The sequence below is a fragment of the Advenella mandrilli genome, assembly GCF_016595155.1.
Classification (GTDB): Bacteria; Pseudomonadota; Gammaproteobacteria; order Burkholderiales; family Burkholderiaceae_B; genus Advenella; species Advenella mandrilli.
Genome location: NZ_JAENGP010000003.1, coordinates 14,292 through 32,037 on the forward strand (window position 1 = coordinate 14,292; position 17,746 = coordinate 32,037).

The following is a 17,746-nucleotide window of genomic DNA, read 5'->3' on the forward strand; positions in this document are numbered from 1 at the left end:
AACAGATTAAATTGACAGGAACTGTATTTTGTCTCAACTATTTAATTTAAAACGTATTGGTAAATACTTCCGAATAGCAGGAGACCAGACAATCACCTTATTGATTACCATTCTGGGCCTGCTGCTGATCACCTTCCTCATCGGAAGGGTGATCCCGATTGATCCGGTGCTGGCTATCACAGGTGACCGGGTCAGTCCTGAAGTATATGCCAGGGTAAGAGATGAACTGGGACTGGATTTACCGCTCTGGCAGCAGTTCTTCAATTATCTGGGCAAAATCCTGCAAGGTGACTTTGGTACCTCGGTTCTTACCTCCCAAACTGTCCTTCACGATATTGCCATTTATTTTCCTGCCACGATTGAACTGGCTATCGCAGGCACGTTTATTGGCGTCGTTTTGGGTGTCCCCCTGGGTATTTTTTCAGCCGTTTATAAAAACAGCTGGCTAGATCAAATCATCCGCGTCATTTCCCTGGTCGGATACTCTATCCCCATTTTCTGGCTGGGCCTGGTTGGCCTGCTGATCTTCTATGTCAAGTTGGGATGGGTTGCCGGCGTGGGTCGCCTTGACGTTGCCTATGAGTACATTATTGAGCGGGAAACCGGCTTCATCATGTTAGACGCGATCCTCCATGGGCAATGGGAAATTCTTGCCAATTTCCTGTCGCACCTAATTCTGCCAGCCAGTCTGCTGGGCTATCTATCCATGGCATATATTACACGGATGACCCGCTCATTCATGCTTGAACAGTTAAGTCAGGAATACATTACAACCGCACGTGTCAAAGGATTAAGTGAATACCGGGTCATTCTTCATGCATTCAAAAATATTCTGGCTCAATTGATTACAGTCATTTCCCTAACATTTGCACACCTTCTCGAAGGAGCTGTATTAACAGAAACCGTTTTTGCCTGGCCCGGCATTGGTCTTTATATTACCAACTCATTATTTTCTGCAGACATGAACGCAGTGTTGGGAGGAACAGTCATTATCGGTATCTGCTTTGTTGTCATTAATATTTCGTCTGATGCGCTTGGACGGTTTTTTGACCCACGTTTTAGCAGGAATTCAACATGAAATCATGGCTCTTATCAGAAACACCTGCTTCCCGCTTTCAGGCCTCATGCGGACAGTTCTATTTGATTTGCCTGTCATTCATCCGCAATCCCCTGGCTGTGATCGGACTGCTGATTGTCTTGACACTGGTCATCTTTGCCATTGCGGCTCCCTATATCGCCACCCATGATCCCTACACCCAATCACTAACTGACCGTCTGCTTTTACCCAGTAGCGAACATTGGCTGGGTACGGATAACTTGGGCAGGGACATCTGGAGCAGAATCGTTTATGGCTCACGCTCTACACTAACCGTTATTTTTACGGTTGCCATTATTGTTGGTCCCGTCGGTTTGATGGTGGGCATTCTGGCCGGTTTTTCGGGTGGCCTGATTGACCGTGTCCTGATGCGCATCACGGATATTTTTCTGGCTTTTCCACGCCTTATCCTGGCCCTGGCTTTTACCGCAGTACTAGAGCCGGGCCTTTACAGTGCCATTATTGCCATTGCAATTACCTCATGGCCCGCGTATGCCAGGCTGGCACGTGCCGAAACCCTGATGTACAAAAATTCCGATTTCATCCAGGCTATCAGACTTCAGGGCGCTTCCACCGCCCGTATTCTATACGGTCATATCACGCCGCTTTGTTTGCCTTCCATCATTGTCCGCCTTACCCTGGATATGGCTGGCATTATTCTTATTGCCGCCGGGCTGGGTTTTCTGGGACTGGGCGCCCAACCACCATTGGCTGAATGGGGTAGCATGATTGCCAGCGGCAGGGATTATCTGCTTGATTACTGGTGGATCGCCACTATCCCAGGTATCGCAATATGTATTGTCAGTCTGGGATTCAATATCCTGGGCGACGGTTTAAGGGATGTTCTTGATCCCAAGACGAGGTAGAACATGCAAAAACCAATTTTATCCATCAAGAACCTTAATGTGACTTTTTCTACCCCCAAAGGCCCCTTTCATGCCGTCAAGGATATCAATTTCAGCATGGGAGTGGAAAAAATCGGTGTCGTGGGAGAATCAGGCTCAGGTAAATCCATCACCAGCAAATCAGTACTTGGTTTATTAAGAAAGCCCACGCTTGTAGAGGCTGATGAGATATCATTTCATGACACGGACTTACGCAATCTGGACAACTCACAATGGCGCAAAATTCGCGGCCGGAAAATATCCATGATTATGCAAGACCCGCATTACTCGCTTAACCCGATCATGAGTGTGGGCAAACAAATTATGGAGTCTTACCGGACACATCATAAAGTCAGTAAAGCCGAAGCCAAAGCCAAAACGCTGAAAATGCTGGAGTCGGTAAGAATCAATAACCCTGAACATGTCTTTAATGCTTACCCACATGAAATCAGTGGTGGCATGGGGCAAAGAATCATGATTGCCATGATGCTGATTCCCGAGCCAGAATTATTAATTGCCGATGAACCTACTTCTGCCCTTGATGTGTCGGTACAGAATCAGATTCTGTCACTAATTAATGAAATGGTAACCCAACGAAATATGGGGCTGATTTTTATCAGTCACGACCTGAACCTGGTTTCCCGCTTTTGTGACCGGGTTCTTATCATGTATCGTGGACGCATTGTGGATGAATGTCCCGCTTCACAACTGCACGCATCAAAACACCCTTATACGCAGGGTCTTCTTAATTGCGTCCCCAGTCTTGACCATAAGAAAAAACGCTTAGAGGTGCTTAATCGCGAAAAACTGAGGAGTTTTGAATGAGTCAGGCAATTATTAATGTTTCAGACCTGAATGTCTCTTTCGGTGCCAACCAGGTATTACATGATATTAATTTCAATGTTGCTGCGGGTGAATGTTACGGCCTGGTGGGAGAGTCCGGCTCAGGTAAATCCACCATTCTGAAAACCATTATGGGTCTGAACAAACATACGGGAAAGATTGAAATTGAAGGCACGCCATTACACAATCATAAGCGTGACAAAGCTTTTTATCGCAAAGTCCAGATGGTATTCCAGGATCCTTACGGTTCAATCCACCCCAAACACTCCATAGACCGGATTTTATCCGAACCTCTGCATATTCAAAGATTCACAGATATTGAAACCAGAGTTTGCAAAAGCCTTGAGGATGTCGGGCTGAATCAGAGTTTTCGCTACCGTTTCCCCCACCAACTGTCCGGTGGACAGCGCCAGCGTGTTGCCATCGCCCGGGCTTTGATTACCGAACCACAAATTCTGGTCATGGACGAACCAACTTCCGCCCTTGATGTGTCTGTGCAGTCAGAAATATTGAACCTGCTTGATGATTTGCGCCAAGAACGCAATCTTACTTATATTCTGGTCAGTCATAATCTGGCCGTCATTGCACATATGTGTGACAAGCTGGCAGTAATGAACCGGGGGGTCATTATAGAAGAAATGACACCCAATGTGCTCTTTGCCAAATCGGCAGAAGCGCCCTATTCAAGGGAGTTGATCAAGGCCAGCTATGGTTATGAAATAGTTGAAAATACGGCCTGACTTATAGAGCATTGTTTATACAAAAAAATCTATATTACAAAACCAACGCCTTGCCTGCCAAACGTTTTCTGGCAAACAAGGCGTTTTTCATTGCACCATTGACACGATTTTATATTTCTTTATAATAACCATAAGTTCATTAAAAGAACATATGTTCATAATACGAACATTTCTATTTTATATAAATATGGAGACAATACATGACGACCACAAAAAAAATGCTGGCACTGCTGGGACTGGCCTGCGGTATCAGCTTAACGCCCCTGAATCCGGCTCTTGCCAATGATACCCAATACCCCCAAAAACCAATCAGCCTGGTAATTGCCTTCCCTGCTGGCACCACGTCTGACTCCATTGGACGGATTTTTGCATCAGAATTAAGCAAGTCTATGGGTCAACCTGTCGTTGTCGAAAACAAGCCCGGTGGCAATGCGACGATCGCGGCAAAACATGCGGTAAAGGCCAAACCTGATGGTTATACTTTATTCCTGACCACCAATACCTCACATTCAGCCGCGCCATGGCTATTAAAAAATGTTGGCTATGATCCCATCAAAGACTTTACCGCTATCAGCAGAATAGGAAACATCCCCTTTATTCTGGTTGCCAACAATAATGTCTCTGCCAATAAAGTACAGGACCTGGTCAGCCTGGCCAAACAAAAACCAGGTGAAATAACCTATGCCAGCGGTAATGCCACCGGCATCCTGGCCGGTGCCACCTTTAGTAACCGGGCCGGCATTGATATGTTGCACGTTCCTTATAAAGGGTCACCCAATGCACTGACTGACCTGATGGGCGGACGGGTGGATGTCATGTTCAATGACCTGCCATCCAGCCTGTCGTATATCCAATCCAATAAAATCAAGGCGCTGGCTGTTGCCAGTGCAAAACCCAGCGCCATTGCACCAGACCTGGAGTCTATGGAAATGGCGGGTATTAACGATTTTGACTTAAGCGCCTGGATGGGGGTCTTTGGACCGGCCGAGATGGATCCGGCAATCGTAAACCGCCTGAACACCGAGCTTAACAGAATTATTGCCGATCCTGCCGTATACAAAAAATTGTCAGATATGGGATTTGACGCTTTCGGTTCCAAACCGGATGAGTTCGGACAATTCATTGCCGCCCAGCTGGATGTCTGGGGAGACATGATCAAAGAAGCGGGTATTGAACCACAATAAAACAGTAACAATCACTCGCTGTTTTTTTGCTTCAAGATTAAATAATATTTTTAATTCTTGATTTTCAAGGAGGAAAATTTGAATAAAAAAACCAAAAAACTGATACAGGCGATGCTCTTCACCTGCGTGGCATCCGGCATGGCCGCCAGTTCAGCACTCGCCCAGAACTACCCTAACCACCCCATCAAACTGGTTGTACCCTACCCTGCCGGTGCAGCGGTAGATAACGTCGGGCGCATGGTCGCCTCAGCCTTATCCGAAAAGCTGGACCAAACCATTATTGTTGAAAACCGTGATGGCGCAGCCTCACAAATTGGTTCCGCCCATGTGGCCAAAGCAAAGCCCGACGGCTATACATTACTGCTGACCACCCTGGATGCCCTGACCTTATTGCCACAAGTCAAAAAAAACCTTACCTATGACCCAATGGCCGATTTTCAGGATATTGCCAGAATCGCCCGTGTGCCTTACACCATCCAGTCCAACCCAAAGCTTGGGTTCAAATCCCTGGGTGACCTTGTGAATGCGGCAAAAGCGGCACCAGACAGCTTGAAATACGGTTCGACAGGAAATGGATCGCTTGCCCATGTTGCCATGGAAATGCTGTCCAACCAGGCTGATATCCAACTGATTCACGCTCCCTATCGGGGAATGGCGGCATCCCTCAATGATTTGATTGCCGGTCATATTGATTTGGCTATGGTGTCTGCGGCTACCATAGCCCCTTACGTCAAGACAGAAAAAGTACAGACTTTATCGCTGGCCTCGGCCGAAAAAACACCATGTGGCCCGAGATACCGCCAACCACTGACAGCGGCATTACCGGCGTTGAGGCAGAGCTTGAGTTCCTGGTAACCAGCCCGGCCGGAACGCCGCCTGAAATTGTCAATCTTGTTTCGGATGCAATCAACAGCATATCCCAAGAAGAAACCTTCCGTGAAAACCTGCAAAAGCAAGGGCTGGAACCCGCTTATATGGATGCAACCACATTATTGGCACGCCGCCAGAATGACAACAGGAAGTGGGAACAGGTAATTGCGCAATCTGGTATAGAGAAAGAGTAAATGACACAAACCATTAAACAAATCCGGCACGATAACGTTACGATCGAATATATCGTCCAGGGCACGGGCACACCCATCATTATTCTTCCCTCATTGGGCAGGGGTCAAACAGACTACGATGAGCTGGCTGTTCTTCTGGAAAAACGCGGATTCAAAGTCATCAGGCCCCACCCCCGTGGCATTAACGGCAGCCAGGGCCCCATGACTGGCCTGACCCTGAAAGACCTGGCCGCTGATGTTGCCATGGTCATTCAGGCCGAAGGTGCCCCGGATGCCATTGTGGCCGGACATGCCTTGGGCAATTTCATTGCGCGCATGACCGCATCCATTTTCCCTAGGCTTGTTCGTGGTGTTGCCCTGCTGGCCGCCTCTGCCGGAAAAACCCCCTCTGGAGAGCCGTCCATTCCGCCTGACGTTCTGGAGTCAGTGACCCAAAGTGGTAATCTGACCCTCAATGAAACCGAGCGGATTGCCCATTTGCAGAAAGCCTTCTTTGCCCCTGGTAACGACTGCCGTTCATGGTTGCAGGGCTGGTATCCTGACATGAAAAAAACGCAATGGGATGCATGGCAGGCAACCCCCATCGACAGCTATTTTGCCGCCGGCACAGCACCTTTACTGGATGTACAGGCCGAACAGGATACCGTTGCGCCCAGACGGTTTTCAAGCGTTCTGAAAACGGAACTGGGAGATCGCGTAAGCACTACTGTCATTCCCAATGCGGGCCATGCATTAGTTCCCGAGCAACCGGAGGCCGTCTGTGATGCCCTGGCAGACTGGGCCACTACCTTAACGCCGGCCCGGGAAAGCGCCTGACATCGTTAAGCGCAACAATGAAGTGACAAAAAAGAAAGGGATTATCCAACAAGATAATCCCTTTAAACATGTCACTCAAGCCAAACGCTGACACTGATTATTGTGCCTGGGCTCCCGAGTTTTTAACCGCCTGTCCCCAGCGAACCACTTCTTCCTGGAAATGCTTGTTAGCCTCTTCCGGCGTGTTTCCCCTTAACTCAAGACCTTGTTCCACGAGCGTTTTCTTGACGTCTTCGTTTTCCAGTGCCTTGTTCAAAGCGGAATTAAGTTTTTCAATGACATCTTTAGGGGTTGCGGAAGGAACTGCAACCACGTGCCATGACTCTACCGTATAGTCCTTGAAACCTGATTCAATCATGGTAGGTACATCGGGCATCAAACCGGAGCGGGTAGCACCGGACTGCGCCAGAACACGGGCCCTGCCTGACTCAGCATAAGGACGTGCCAGAAATAAAGTATCCACCACCATATCCAGGTGCCCACCTACCAGGTCAGTTACTGCCGGCGCGCTTCCTTTATAGGGCACATGGTTCATGGTGATGCCGGCGTCATGCAAAAACATGGCAGCCGCCAAATGTGCAGACCCGCCCACGCCCGACGAACCATAATTCAATGAGTCCGGTTTTGCCTTGGCGATATCCACCAGCTCCTGGATTGTTTTGGCTGGCGAGGAGGGGGGCACAATCACCACCAGGGGAACCGCAGCCACATCACCCACCATGGTTAAGTCTTTCAGGGTGTCATAGGGCATTTTTGGAACCAGTGATGCATTAATCGCCAATGGGATTGCCGTCCACAAAAGCGTATAGCCGTCAGGATTGCTTTTGGCTACCTGGTCTGAACCGATCAGGGTGCCGGCACCGCCCTTGTTCTCAATAACAAGGGACTGCCCCAGAACATCCTGCATTTTACTGGAAACCGCACGGGCAACCTGGTCAACGGTGCCACCGGCCGGGAAAGGCACAATAACCCGGATCGGTTTATTGGGAAATTCCTGGGCACTGACCCCAAGCGAAACACACAGGCCAATACCGGCCAACATTATTTTTTTAATCAAAACCATATCTCCTTGAATGATTTAACAGCCATCTTCCCGGGGAAGATGGCTATTCTTTTTTATCTGAATGCCGCCATACCGGTCAGCTCACGGCCATGAATCATGGCCAGGATGCCCATCGTGCCGTCAGGTACCTGGAACATGCGTGCATCGCGCCACATTCTTTCCAGACCCAGCTCCTGGCTGATGCCCATACCACCATGCAATTGCATGGCAAGATTGATGGCTCTTTCGCTGGCATGGGTTGCATAGCGTTTGGCCATGGCTGACGTGCCATTTGAGCGCAAACCCTGATCCATGCAACTGAGGGCGTAATAACACATTAATCTTGCACTGATAACCTGTGTTTCAATATCAGACAGATCCTGCTGCACCAACTGGTGCGCACCCAGCAGCTTACCAAACTGTTTTCTGGTTGAGACGTATTCACGGCTCATTTCCAATGCTTTCTGCGCATCATGAACCGTCATCAGGCCCAGCAGGGGACGGTTGGCATTCCATGCCAGTGTCAGGTATTTACCGGCATCGCCCGGCTCACCAATAATATGGGAAACAGGCACTTTGGTACGCTCAAAAACAACTTCACTCAAATGTCCCTGTTGCAAACCACTAACGGGAATTTCCCTTATTTCAACATCTGACTGGCTCAAATCCACCAGCACACGGCGCGTTAACGGGCGACCGTTTTCATCGGTTCCGCTATAGCAGGATACGTTCATGACATCACAAATGGATGCATTCGTAATCCAGATTTTGCGACCTGTGATATAACCATATTCCCCTTCGATTTCCAGCTTGGTTTTTACCGCATTGGAATCAGAACCGGCTTCTGGCTCTGTATTGGCAGTACAAGCAATTTTTTTGCCGGCAATAAGATCGGGCAAATAAGCCTGGCGGATTTCTTCAGGGCAACCCGCATTAATCCGGGAAATCGTTCCTTCATGGGAAATAAGCGACAGCGCAATCACTGGCGGCAACTGTTCAACGATCATGCCAAAGTCCAGCATATTCAAGCCGCCACCGCCATCCTCCACCGACAAGCGCGGGGCTGTGATACCCAGCTCGGCCAGCTGCTCGAAAATCTGCAGCATGACAGACTTTGGCAAGGGCTCTGTTACCGGATACTGTGCAATCAAAGGCTCAATAAACTCTTTGGCAACACGACGTGTTGCCGAAACCATCATTTCCTGGTCTTCTGTTAATTTAAAATCCATTTCTTTTCACTCTCATACAAAATTCATACTGTCTGGACAGCCAGTACATCCAGCTCTCCCAGACCATCCCTTAATTTCCTGATTTCCCGGTATTCATCAGAATCCCACAGGTCCTGGATCGCCTGCAGGGAGGGGAACTCAAATACGGTAAGGCGTTCTTTATCAAATCTGCCCTCCAGCACGATGGGCGTTTCACGCTTAACCACATATTTCCCGCCATAAGAAGCGAAGCATTCACCGACCCTGGACTGATAGGGTTCCCATCCCTCACTCTTTAACACTTTGGTTACAACAATCATCAATGCAGCCATATTTTGTCTCCTCCACTTCTGTCCTGTCAGGCGTCACGCACCCTTATATTCAGGTTTGCGTTTTTCCGCAAAAGCCACCCGCCCTTCTATCCGGTCTGTTGAATCACGCAACAAACCCCACTGCAGGTTTGAGTGCGATACAAAGTCACGCGGAGCCAGGTGAGCCGTTTCAACCGCCAGTTTTTTAACTGCCTGCACCGCCAGAGGGCCGTTTTGTGCAATTCTGCCGGCAATATCAAGCGCCATCGGCAATAAACCGCCCTGTTCCGCCACATCACTAACAATACCCATACGCAAGGCTTCCTGCGCATTGATACGGTCGCCGGTCAGCGCCATCTTAAGCGCATTGGCCGAACCGGTGGTACGCATCAAATACTGCACACCACCCACCGCAGGTACGCTGGCGACCTTGACTTCGGGCAAGGCAAAAGAGGCCGTGTCACTGGCAATGCGAATATCACATTGCAAGGCCAGCTCAAGCCCGCCGCCCAGGCAATAGCCGTTAATGGCGGCAATAAGCGGTTTCCATATTTCAAGATCGCTCAAGTCAATCAACCTTGTGTAACCGCCATGCAAAGCCTCTTTGTTACGACCATAAAGCTGCCCTTTGATAAAGCTGGAGTCGGGCGGCATGGTTTTTTTCAGGTTGGCACCGGCACAAAAGGCCTTGTCACCGGCACCCGTCAGGATAATGACACGTACATTGTCGTCATTCTGCAAATCCACCAATAAGGACCGCATCTGCAAAACATCATCAATGGTCAGTGCATTCAGCGACTCTTGTGCATCCAGCACAACCGTTGCAATGTAATTTTCAATAGTATGTTGAATTGCCATAATTGCCTTTCCCGTTAAACACTTGGGCTGCTTAAAGAGCGGCCGCCGCAAACATATAATGTCTGTCCGGTAATGTAAGACGAGTTTTTCCCGATGAAAAACAGGATCGCCTGGGCAATATCTTCCGGTTGCCCAATGCGGCCTACCGGGACACTGGTTTTAAGGCGGTCTTTTACTTCAGGCTTGAAGTTATTAAATAAGGGCGTTTCAACAATACCCGGGGCAATGGCATTGGCCGTGATGCCTTCTTTTGCCAGCTCGATAGCCAGGGAGCGGGTCAAACTGACGACGCCACCTTTAGCTGCCGAATAATTGGCCTGGCCAAAGCCACCCAGCCATGCGCGTGAAGAGATATTGACAATCCGGCCGTATTTTTGCTCAATCATGCCCGGAATGACTTCTTTCACACAAAGAAACTGTGATTTAAGATTCACGTTAATAACAAAGTCCCAATCTTCCTCTGTCATTTTGGTAATTCTTTTGTCTCTGGCGATCCCGGCATTATTAACAAGAATATCCGGGGTTTTCCATTTCTGGCTTACTTGTTCAACGCCTTTTTTGACATCTTCACTTGACGTCACATCAACACGAACCCCCATCAGGGAATCCGCATGTGCTTTAAGTTCGTTTTGAGCCTGTTCAATCGCCTGATCATTAATATCAAACATGGCCACTTTATAACCTGCTTCAAGCAACGCCTTGGTAACGCCCAATCCAATACCGTTTGCCCCACCCGTTACAACTGCAATTTCTTTATTCATTTTCTCACCTTGCCTGTATTTGTTCAGACCCGTTCAAAAACAGCGGCCATACCCTGACCACCACCAATACACATGCTTTCCAAACCATAGCGTGCGTTGGTCCGTTCCATTTCATGCAGCATGGTTGTAAGAATACGAAGACCGGTCGCCCCGATCGGATGGCCCAGCGAAATACCCGAACCATTAGGGTTAAGGCGTGGGTCATCGGCAGGGATATTCCACTCTTTCAGCACCGCCAGCACCTGGGCAGCAAATGCCTCATTCACTTCAATAATGCCCATATCATCCAGGGACAGTCCGATTTTTGGCATTAAGCGGGCAACCGCCGGTACCGGACCAATGCCCATTTTGAATGGATCACATCCGGCGGCAGACCAACCCACCAATTTTGCCATAGGTGTCAGGCCGGTTTTTTTCAGAAAATCTTCTGAAACCACCAGACAACCCGCCGCGGCATCATTCTGCTGACTGGCGTTACCCGCTGTTACTGTGCCACCAGACATAATCGGCCTTAAACCGGCCATCACCTCGGCACTGGCATCTGCCCTGATCCCCTGATCTTCCTTGAACAGGATCGGATCACCCCTGCGCTGCGGAACAGGCACGGCAACCACCTCTTTTTCAAACTTCCCGTCACGCCATGCCGCCATTGCTTTTTGATGGCTGCCAACCGCAAAAGCGTCAGACGCTTCCCGGGTAATCCCATATTCGCGGGCCAGGATTTCGGCCGTTTCAATAGGCCCCGAGAACTTGCCAAAACGGCTTTCCGGCTGGGAACGGACGCGCCCGCTCTCCAGACGGTCGTGCAGCTGGACCGAGCCCAGGCGTTTGCCCCAACGCATATCAGTTGTGTAGAACTCGATATTGCTCATGCTTTCCACACCAACCACCATGGCGCAATCCAGCACGCCGGTTTGCACCTGCATGGCGGCATCTACAAGCGCCTGCAATCCTGAACCACAACGACGGTCTACCGTATAGCCTGGAATTTCAACGGGCAAACCCGCCAGATTACCGGCATAGCGGCCCATGCATGGCGCCTCACTTGACTGATAGGATTGTGAAACCACCACCTCTTCAATCAGCTCTGTTGGTACTTGTGTATTTTCAACAATTTTATTAATCATGAAAGCGGCCAATTCTTCCGCTTTCAATGACATCAACCCGCCACCAAATTTTCCTATGCCGGTACGTAACGGGGAAACGATATATGCATCTGATCTAGACATGTTTTTCTCTTTACCAAAATAATTGCACAACAGGCTTAAACGGACAGAATCGTCACAAGGGCAACTGCGGAATCACCCGCCATTTGTCCGCCATTGTTTTCAGCCAGGGCAACCTTGGCATCCGGACGCTGGCGTTTACCGGCTGTTCCGCGTAACTGGTAGGTCAACTCTACAATCTGTGCAGCGCCTGTTGCGCCTACCGGATGGCCACGGCTTAACAAACCGCCACTTGGGTTAACAGAAATCCGGCCGCCAATATCGGTGGCACCCGAACGGATCAGGGCTGGTGCATCGCCATCTTTGCAGAAACCCAGGTTTTCATAGTGCATCAGTTCGGCGGGGGCCGAGGCATCATGCAGTTCGGCCACATGAATTTCTTCCGGGCCAATGGCAGATTCTTCGTACGCTTTACGGGCAGCCCTGACAGCAACCAATTCCGTCATTGGGTCGGTGGCAGTCACGATACTGCTGGCCCTGACATACACCGGTTTCACATCCAGTTTTTTGGCATAATCTTCAGAGCAGATAAAGATGGCTGAAGCCCCATCCCCAATGGAAGAACACATGAATAAAGTCAATGGATCGCTAACCATACGACTGTTCAACACTTCCTCTATAGAGGTTTCCTTGCGAAATTGTGCAAAGGGATTCAATGAGCCCGCTTTACGGCTTTTAACGCAAACAGCAGCAAAATCTTCGGCTGTGGCACCTGTTTTTTCCATCCATTTACGTGTTTTGGCCGCATAAATATCCATAAACAATGATCCGCTGCCCTTGCCCAGATCTTTTGGCAGGGGCTCTTCCAAATCAACCGCCTTGCCAAATGCACCAAATGAAACCGCTTTGTCTTCATGAGACAGTTTTTCTGTACCAACTACCAAAGCCGTTTCACACTGGCCTGATGCCACCGCCAAATGCGCCAGATGGAATGCCGTACTGCTTGAAGCACATGCGTTTTCAATATTGAACATGGGTTTGCCTGCCAGCCCGGTGTTTCGCAATGAAGACTGGGCCCGTATCATTTCCTGTCCGGTTACCACACCTGCCGCCGCATTACCAAAATAAACGGTATCAACATCCTTCGCCTGGACACCGGCATCATCCAAAGCAATTTTGACGGCTTCCTCTGACAGGGATTTCAAATTTCTATCCAGAAATTTGCCAAATGCAGTCATACCTACACCCGCTATAACAACCTTACGCATATCAACTCCTTTTCCTTGACGCTATTTTCACTTACTAAATTTGTTCTCTATCCGAACATTTGTTCGTATTATAGATATAATAAATCATTTATTGCTTTTTTCCAAGCATTATTTTTACCCGTATTTAATTGAAATATAAAATAAAAAGGCAATAAGAAGCCTCCCAGAATGAACAGGAATTCTTATTGCCAACAAAAAAAACAGACATTAAAAAGGTGTCATTAATTCAGTAAAAATATCTTAAAAAGACATTTCCCCGATCAATCAGGCCGCGTGACCAACGGCTCCTATCCTGTTTTCATCTTTTTTCAGAAATTCATCCGATATTGTTCCGGCTTTTTCATTGCCGCCCACCACCCGTAAAAGCATATTGGCCACATATTTCGGGCTATGCACCTGCATGAAGTGTCCAGAAGGTACAATGACGATATCCGCAGCCGGGCACAAACGGCCCAGACGCTCAATTTCAGCCGGTGGGCGCAGCACATCAAACTCACCACCAACAAACACAACTGAACCAGACAGCTTGGGCAACGCTTCGGATAAATCCAGCGACGCCAGCATTTTATAAATAGCCCCCAACCCTCTTGAATCAGACGCCAGCCAAGCGCAACGATAATCATGATATTTCTGCTTATCTGTCTGCAGGCTTTCAGGAAAAGCCAGATCGAAAATTGCCTGGCCTTCGGCACGGATTCCTTTCAGGGCAATTTCACTGGCTTTGAGCATGGCACCATCACGTTTTTCTGCGGCAATACCACAAGCCGGGGCAAAGGCCACCAAGTGGCTGACCCGCTCTGGATAACGTGCAGTAAATCCAATCGCAATACCTGCCCCCACCGCCACACCAGCAAGCACCACCGGCTCTGTTATGCCCAGTTTATCCAGCAACACGGCAAGATCCTGTATATGCTGTTCTATGCTGACCTCATCAACTATCTTTTCAGACAGGCCAAAACCGCGTTGGTCATATCGCAACACCTGCGCTGATTCAGGAAAATGCGAAAGCGTTTCGGTCCAGCTTTCCAGTGTCCCACCCATTTCATGCATCAATACATATACAGGCCCTTGTCCCTGCCTGAATTCATACCTGATGGCACAATCATTTACTTCCATCCAAGCCATGTTAATCCTTAGAACATTTCCATCAATTTTGTATGATCACCCTCAAAATCGGCAGGCACACCCCGGTAGATGATTTCTCCCGATTTCATGACCACCACACGATCCGATACATTTAGCGCTTCGCCCACCTGCTGTTCCACCAGCAAAATTGACATGCCTCTTTGTTTCTGCACGGCCCTGATCGGTTCCAGCAAATCCTGGAACAGTTTAGGAGCCAAGCCAATGGACGGTTCGTCTAGCAGAAGAATGGAAGGCTTGCACAACATGGCCCGGCCAATTGACACCATCTGTTGCTGGCCACCCGACAACTGACCTGCCCTGCGAGTCCAGAAATCTTTCAGTTTGGGCAAAATGCCCAACACCTCTTCTATCCGTTCATCGGCAACCGTACCGGTCATTTTGGCTGACCATAAGGCCAATGCAAAATTTTCCTTGACGGTTAGCCCGGGAAACACCCCCCTGCCTTCAGGCACATAAGAAATGCCATGTCCCGCCATATCACTGGGAGAAGGCACGATCTTTTGACCATTCAGCAATACATTACCCGCCGAATAAGGCTGCAGCCCGAACAGGACCTTCAGCAAGGTTGATTTACCGGCTCCGTTATGACCAATCAAACATAAAATCTCATTCTTTTTCAGGTCAAGATTAATGTTTTCAAACACATTATGATCGTCATAGCCGGCTGAAAGATTTTGTGCCTCCAGGGCAGATTCCGGCCGGTCTGCAGCATTGGCTGCCATATTGTTTTTAGTTTCCACTCTGACTCTTCCCAAAATAAATGGCAATTAACTCTGGATCACGTAAAACCTTATCAGGAACATCTTCTGCCAGTTTTTTACCCTGGTCCAGAAAAGCGATACGGTCTGCAAGCTGCGTCATGACATCCAGATTATGTTCAATCAGGCAAATCGTGACACCTTCTGCGGTTGCCTCACGCAAAATATTAATAAAGCGGTTACGTGAATGCAGGTCCAGGCCAGAAGCAGGCTCATCAAGCAGCCAGATTTTTGATCCGGTTGCCAGAATCCGTGCCAGAGACAGGAATTTGGTTTCAGCATAAGACAAATCCACTGCCCGCTTATCTGCCATGGCGGACAGCCCGGTTCTTTCCAGCGCCTTTTCAACCCCCTCAAGACGCTTATGCCAGGCAGCCTTACCGCCCGGTTGCCAGAACCATGATTCCGGTTCAAGCGCAACCAGTACATTATCGCGTACACTCATATGCGTAAACAGCCGCAAATCCTGGAAACTGCGTGCAATACCCATCTGGGCAATACGATATGGCTTCTTGCCAATAATTGACTTGCCATGCAGCAGGACATCACCGGCACTGGCAACCAGATTACCGGTCATTAAGTTGAAAATAGTCGTTTTACCGGCACCATTGGGGCCCGCCAGCGCCGTTACAACCCCTTCCTGAAGATCCATATCCACCGATTGCACGGCAGCCAGACCTCCAAAGTTCTTGCTAAGTCCGCGAATAGAAAGCAATACATTCGACATTTCTATTTTCCTCCTGTTTTACCGGCAATACCCGATGGTTTAAAAATCATCAGCAAAGCCATGAGTGAACCATAAATGAATTGCTGGACTGTACCGATTTCAGTCGGAGGAATAAAGGGAATAAAGGTGAGTATGGCTGGCAAAATCAGCAAAAACACCGCACCAATCAAGGGGCCGGAAAGCGTACCAACGCCCCCAATCACCACCATTGCCAGCATCAGGATAGACTGCTCAAGCGTGAAACTTTCAACGTTAATAAAGGCAAGGTTAAAAGCAAACAAAGTACCTGCCACCCCTACAATGGCACATCCGACAACCATAGCCAGGGTTTTCAGCAAAGGCACGTTTTTGCCAAAGCTTTCTGCCGCACTTTCATTATCACGAATGGACATCAGGGCCCGGCCAAAGCTGCTGCGCATCAGGGTACGAATTACGGCAAGCGATATCAACAAGGCAACCAGACATACAGTCAGAAAAGCCCCCGGAGAAGACACATCGAAACCAAACAGGGTTGCCGGTGGAATACCCACCAGGCCGCCATGCCCGCCTGTCAGGGAATGCGCTTCACTGAAAATGGTAATACCCACCATTTGCAAACCAAGGCCAGCCGCCACAAAGTATTCACCCCGTACCCGTAACGCCGGCAAGGCAAGCAGGAGTGACAAGGCACCGGACACCACCGCACCAATCAGGCTGGCCAGCAACACATCAGGCACAATCAACAAAGCAAACTGGGCACCGGCATAAGCCCCCAGGCCAAAGAAAATGGCATGGGCAATACTGAAAATACCGGCATAACCAACCAGCACATTCAGGCTGGCCGCCGCAATACTGTAGATGGTAGCCAGTGTCAACAAGTTAAGAATATAGTTAATCATCGTTTTACTGGCGCTCCAAACATGCCACTAGGACGGAACATAATAAATGCAAACAGAATAAAGAAACTGACCGCTTCACTCCATTGCGTGTCCACAACCGTAATGACCAGGTTTTCAATAATTCCAAGAAGCAAACCGGCCAGCGCTGCCCCTTTCAGGCTGCCAATACCACCCACAATCGTGGCGGCAAGACTGATCAGCATGACTTTGGAACCGGATGAGGGCTGAATACCAATGGAAATACTGGTTAAGATGGCGGCAGGCACCACCAGGGCCGATCCAATCACGAAAGCCAACACGGTAAGATTCTTTGCATTTAAACCAAAAGCTTCCAGCAGGCCCGGGTTTTCTGACAGGGCACGCAGACCCAGTCCGGCATTTTTCTTTTCCAGAAAAAGCACGACCAGACTGAACAGCACAATTGAAACGCCAATCGCCACTGCCAGTATGGGGGCCAGATACAGGCCTTCAATCACCTCACTGGCCATGGTCAGCGAGGAACTGACCGTGACCGAACCACGACCAAAAAAATACTGGATCAGGCTTTGTACGGCAATACTCACCCCAAAGGCGGCCACGAACACGGTAAAAAACGATCCCTCACTGCGCTGGATGGGACGATAAATAAAAACGGCCATCAAGATGCCAGCCAGTATCGCCATGACAAAGGAAACCAGGGTTGCCCAAGGCCACCACATTCCCAGCTGGATACACTCATAAAAAGCATACCCGGCAATAACAAAAGTTGCGCCATGCGCCACGTGAAATATTTTGGTCGCACCAAAAATCAGTGCAAAACCGGCAGCAGTCAGCGCATAAAGAATACCCGTCTGAATACCTGATGCCAAAAGTTGAAGAAAAAGCATTATCTATCCCTTTTCAAAGGAACCATTAAAACAGTGATACAAAAACCAAACATCGGCAAAGTTATGATGGCGGCCGGTTTTTAAAACCAGAACCAGACCAGCCCCCATCAGGTTGCGATGATGAGTGAGT

General features: G+C 49.0%; 18 protein-coding genes and 1 pseudogene. 7 read left to right on the plus strand and 12 right to left on the minus strand.

Going from position 1 to position 17,746, the window contains the following annotated elements; translation table 11 throughout:
- Window positions 1–28: 28 nt before the first annotated feature.
- The 7 genes and pseudogenes from JHL22_RS03180 to JHL22_RS03215 all read left to right on the plus strand — a co-directional run bounded on the left by JHL22_RS03180 (window position 29) and on the right by JHL22_RS03215 (window position 6,627).
- Window positions 29–1,078, plus strand: a complete 1,050-nt coding sequence (locus JHL22_RS03180) for an ABC transporter permease (protein WP_200233740.1) — start codon at window positions 29–31, stop codon at window positions 1,076–1,078.
- Entirely contained in the window at window positions 1,075–1,962 is an 888-nt protein-coding gene (locus JHL22_RS03185; RefSeq protein WP_200233742.1) for an ABC transporter permease, read from the plus strand. Before JHL22_RS03180 ends, JHL22_RS03185 begins: the two co-directional genes overlap by 4 nt.
- Window positions 1,963–1,965: 3 nt before the next feature.
- The gene (locus JHL22_RS03190; protein WP_200233744.1) at window positions 1,966–2,805 is read left to right on the plus strand and encodes an ABC transporter ATP-binding protein; all 840 of its coding nucleotides are present in this window, start codon (window positions 1,966–1,968) and stop codon (window positions 2,803–2,805) included.
- Between the two features lie 8 nt (window positions 2,806–2,813).
- The gene (locus tag JHL22_RS03195) at window positions 2,814–3,563 is read left to right on the plus strand and encodes an ABC transporter ATP-binding protein (protein ID WP_407926759.1); all 750 of its coding nucleotides are present in this window, start codon (window positions 2,814–2,816) and stop codon (window positions 3,561–3,563) included.
- A 200-nt stretch (window positions 3,564–3,763) separates the two neighbouring features.
- Entirely contained in the window at window positions 3,764–4,747 is a 984-nt protein-coding gene (locus JHL22_RS03200; protein WP_234041088.1) for a Bug family tripartite tricarboxylate transporter substrate binding protein, read from the plus strand.
- 237 nt (window positions 4,748–4,984) lie between these two features.
- A pseudogene (locus JHL22_RS15910) lies at window positions 4,985–5,811 on the plus strand (Bug family tripartite tricarboxylate transporter substrate binding protein).
- Window positions 5,812–6,627, plus strand: a complete 816-nt coding sequence (locus JHL22_RS03215) for an alpha/beta fold hydrolase (RefSeq protein ID WP_200233749.1) — start codon at window positions 5,812–5,814, stop codon at window positions 6,625–6,627.
- Between the two features lie 97 nt (window positions 6,628–6,724).
- On the opposite strand, the gene JHL22_RS03220 is transcribed toward JHL22_RS03215, so the two are convergent.
- The 12 genes from JHL22_RS03220 to JHL22_RS03275 form a co-directional block, all read right to left on the minus strand.
- Entirely contained in the window at window positions 6,725–7,684 is a 960-nt protein-coding gene (locus JHL22_RS03220; RefSeq protein ID WP_200233750.1) for a tripartite tricarboxylate transporter substrate binding protein, read from the minus strand.
- A gap of 59 nt (window positions 7,685–7,743) precedes the next feature.
- The gene (locus JHL22_RS03225) at window positions 7,744–8,898 is read right to left on the minus strand and encodes an acyl-CoA dehydrogenase family protein (RefSeq protein ID WP_200233756.1); all 1,155 of its coding nucleotides are present in this window, start codon (window positions 8,896–8,898) and stop codon (window positions 7,744–7,746) included.
- Between the two features lie 23 nt (window positions 8,899–8,921).
- A complete protein-coding gene (locus tag JHL22_RS03230) occupies window positions 8,922–9,209 on the minus strand; it encodes a DUF1330 domain-containing protein (RefSeq protein ID WP_200233758.1) in 288 nt (95 codons plus the stop codon).
- Between the two features lie 33 nt (window positions 9,210–9,242).
- On the minus strand, window positions 9,243–10,046 hold the full coding sequence (locus JHL22_RS03235; RefSeq protein ID WP_200233760.1) for an enoyl-CoA hydratase/isomerase family protein: 804 nt from the start codon (window positions 10,044–10,046) through the stop codon (window positions 9,243–9,245).
- Between the two features lie 14 nt (window positions 10,047–10,060).
- Window positions 10,061–10,807 (minus strand): SDR family oxidoreductase, encoded by a 747-nt coding sequence (locus JHL22_RS03240; protein WP_200233761.1) that lies wholly within the window; start codon window positions 10,805–10,807, stop codon window positions 10,061–10,063.
- A gap of 23 nt (window positions 10,808–10,830) precedes the next feature.
- A complete protein-coding gene (locus tag JHL22_RS03245; protein WP_200233762.1) occupies window positions 10,831–12,036 on the minus strand; it encodes an acetyl-CoA C-acetyltransferase in 1,206 nt (401 codons plus the stop codon).
- A gap of 35 nt (window positions 12,037–12,071) precedes the next feature.
- Window positions 12,072–13,241 carry a thiolase family protein gene (locus JHL22_RS03250; RefSeq protein WP_200233763.1) on the minus strand — a complete coding sequence of 390 codons (1,170 nt, stop codon included), beginning with the start codon at window positions 13,239–13,241 and terminating at the stop codon, window positions 12,072–12,074.
- Between the two features lie 264 nt (window positions 13,242–13,505).
- Window positions 13,506–14,366, minus strand: coding sequence for an alpha/beta fold hydrolase (locus JHL22_RS03255; RefSeq protein WP_200233764.1), 861 nt, complete (start codon window positions 14,364–14,366; stop codon window positions 13,506–13,508).
- A gap of 8 nt (window positions 14,367–14,374) precedes the next feature.
- On the minus strand, window positions 14,375–15,127 hold the full coding sequence (locus tag JHL22_RS03260) for an ABC transporter ATP-binding protein (protein WP_329610624.1): 753 nt from the start codon (window positions 15,125–15,127) through the stop codon (window positions 14,375–14,377).
- Complete coding sequence (locus JHL22_RS03265) at window positions 15,117–15,872, minus strand: ABC transporter ATP-binding protein (protein ID WP_200233765.1); 756 nt, start codon at window positions 15,870–15,872, stop codon at window positions 15,117–15,119. The genes JHL22_RS03260 and JHL22_RS03265 overlap by 11 nt, the downstream gene beginning before the upstream one ends.
- 2 nt (window positions 15,873–15,874) lie before the next feature.
- Window positions 15,875–16,750: a branched-chain amino acid ABC transporter permease gene (locus JHL22_RS03270; protein WP_200233766.1), complete on the minus strand. Its 876-nt coding sequence runs from the start codon at window positions 16,748–16,750 to the stop codon at window positions 15,875–15,877.
- Entirely contained in the window at window positions 16,747–17,616 is an 870-nt protein-coding gene (locus JHL22_RS03275; RefSeq protein ID WP_200233767.1) for a branched-chain amino acid ABC transporter permease, read from the minus strand. Before JHL22_RS03275 ends, JHL22_RS03270 begins: the two co-directional genes overlap by 4 nt.
- Window positions 17,617–17,746: the final 130 nt, after the last annotated feature.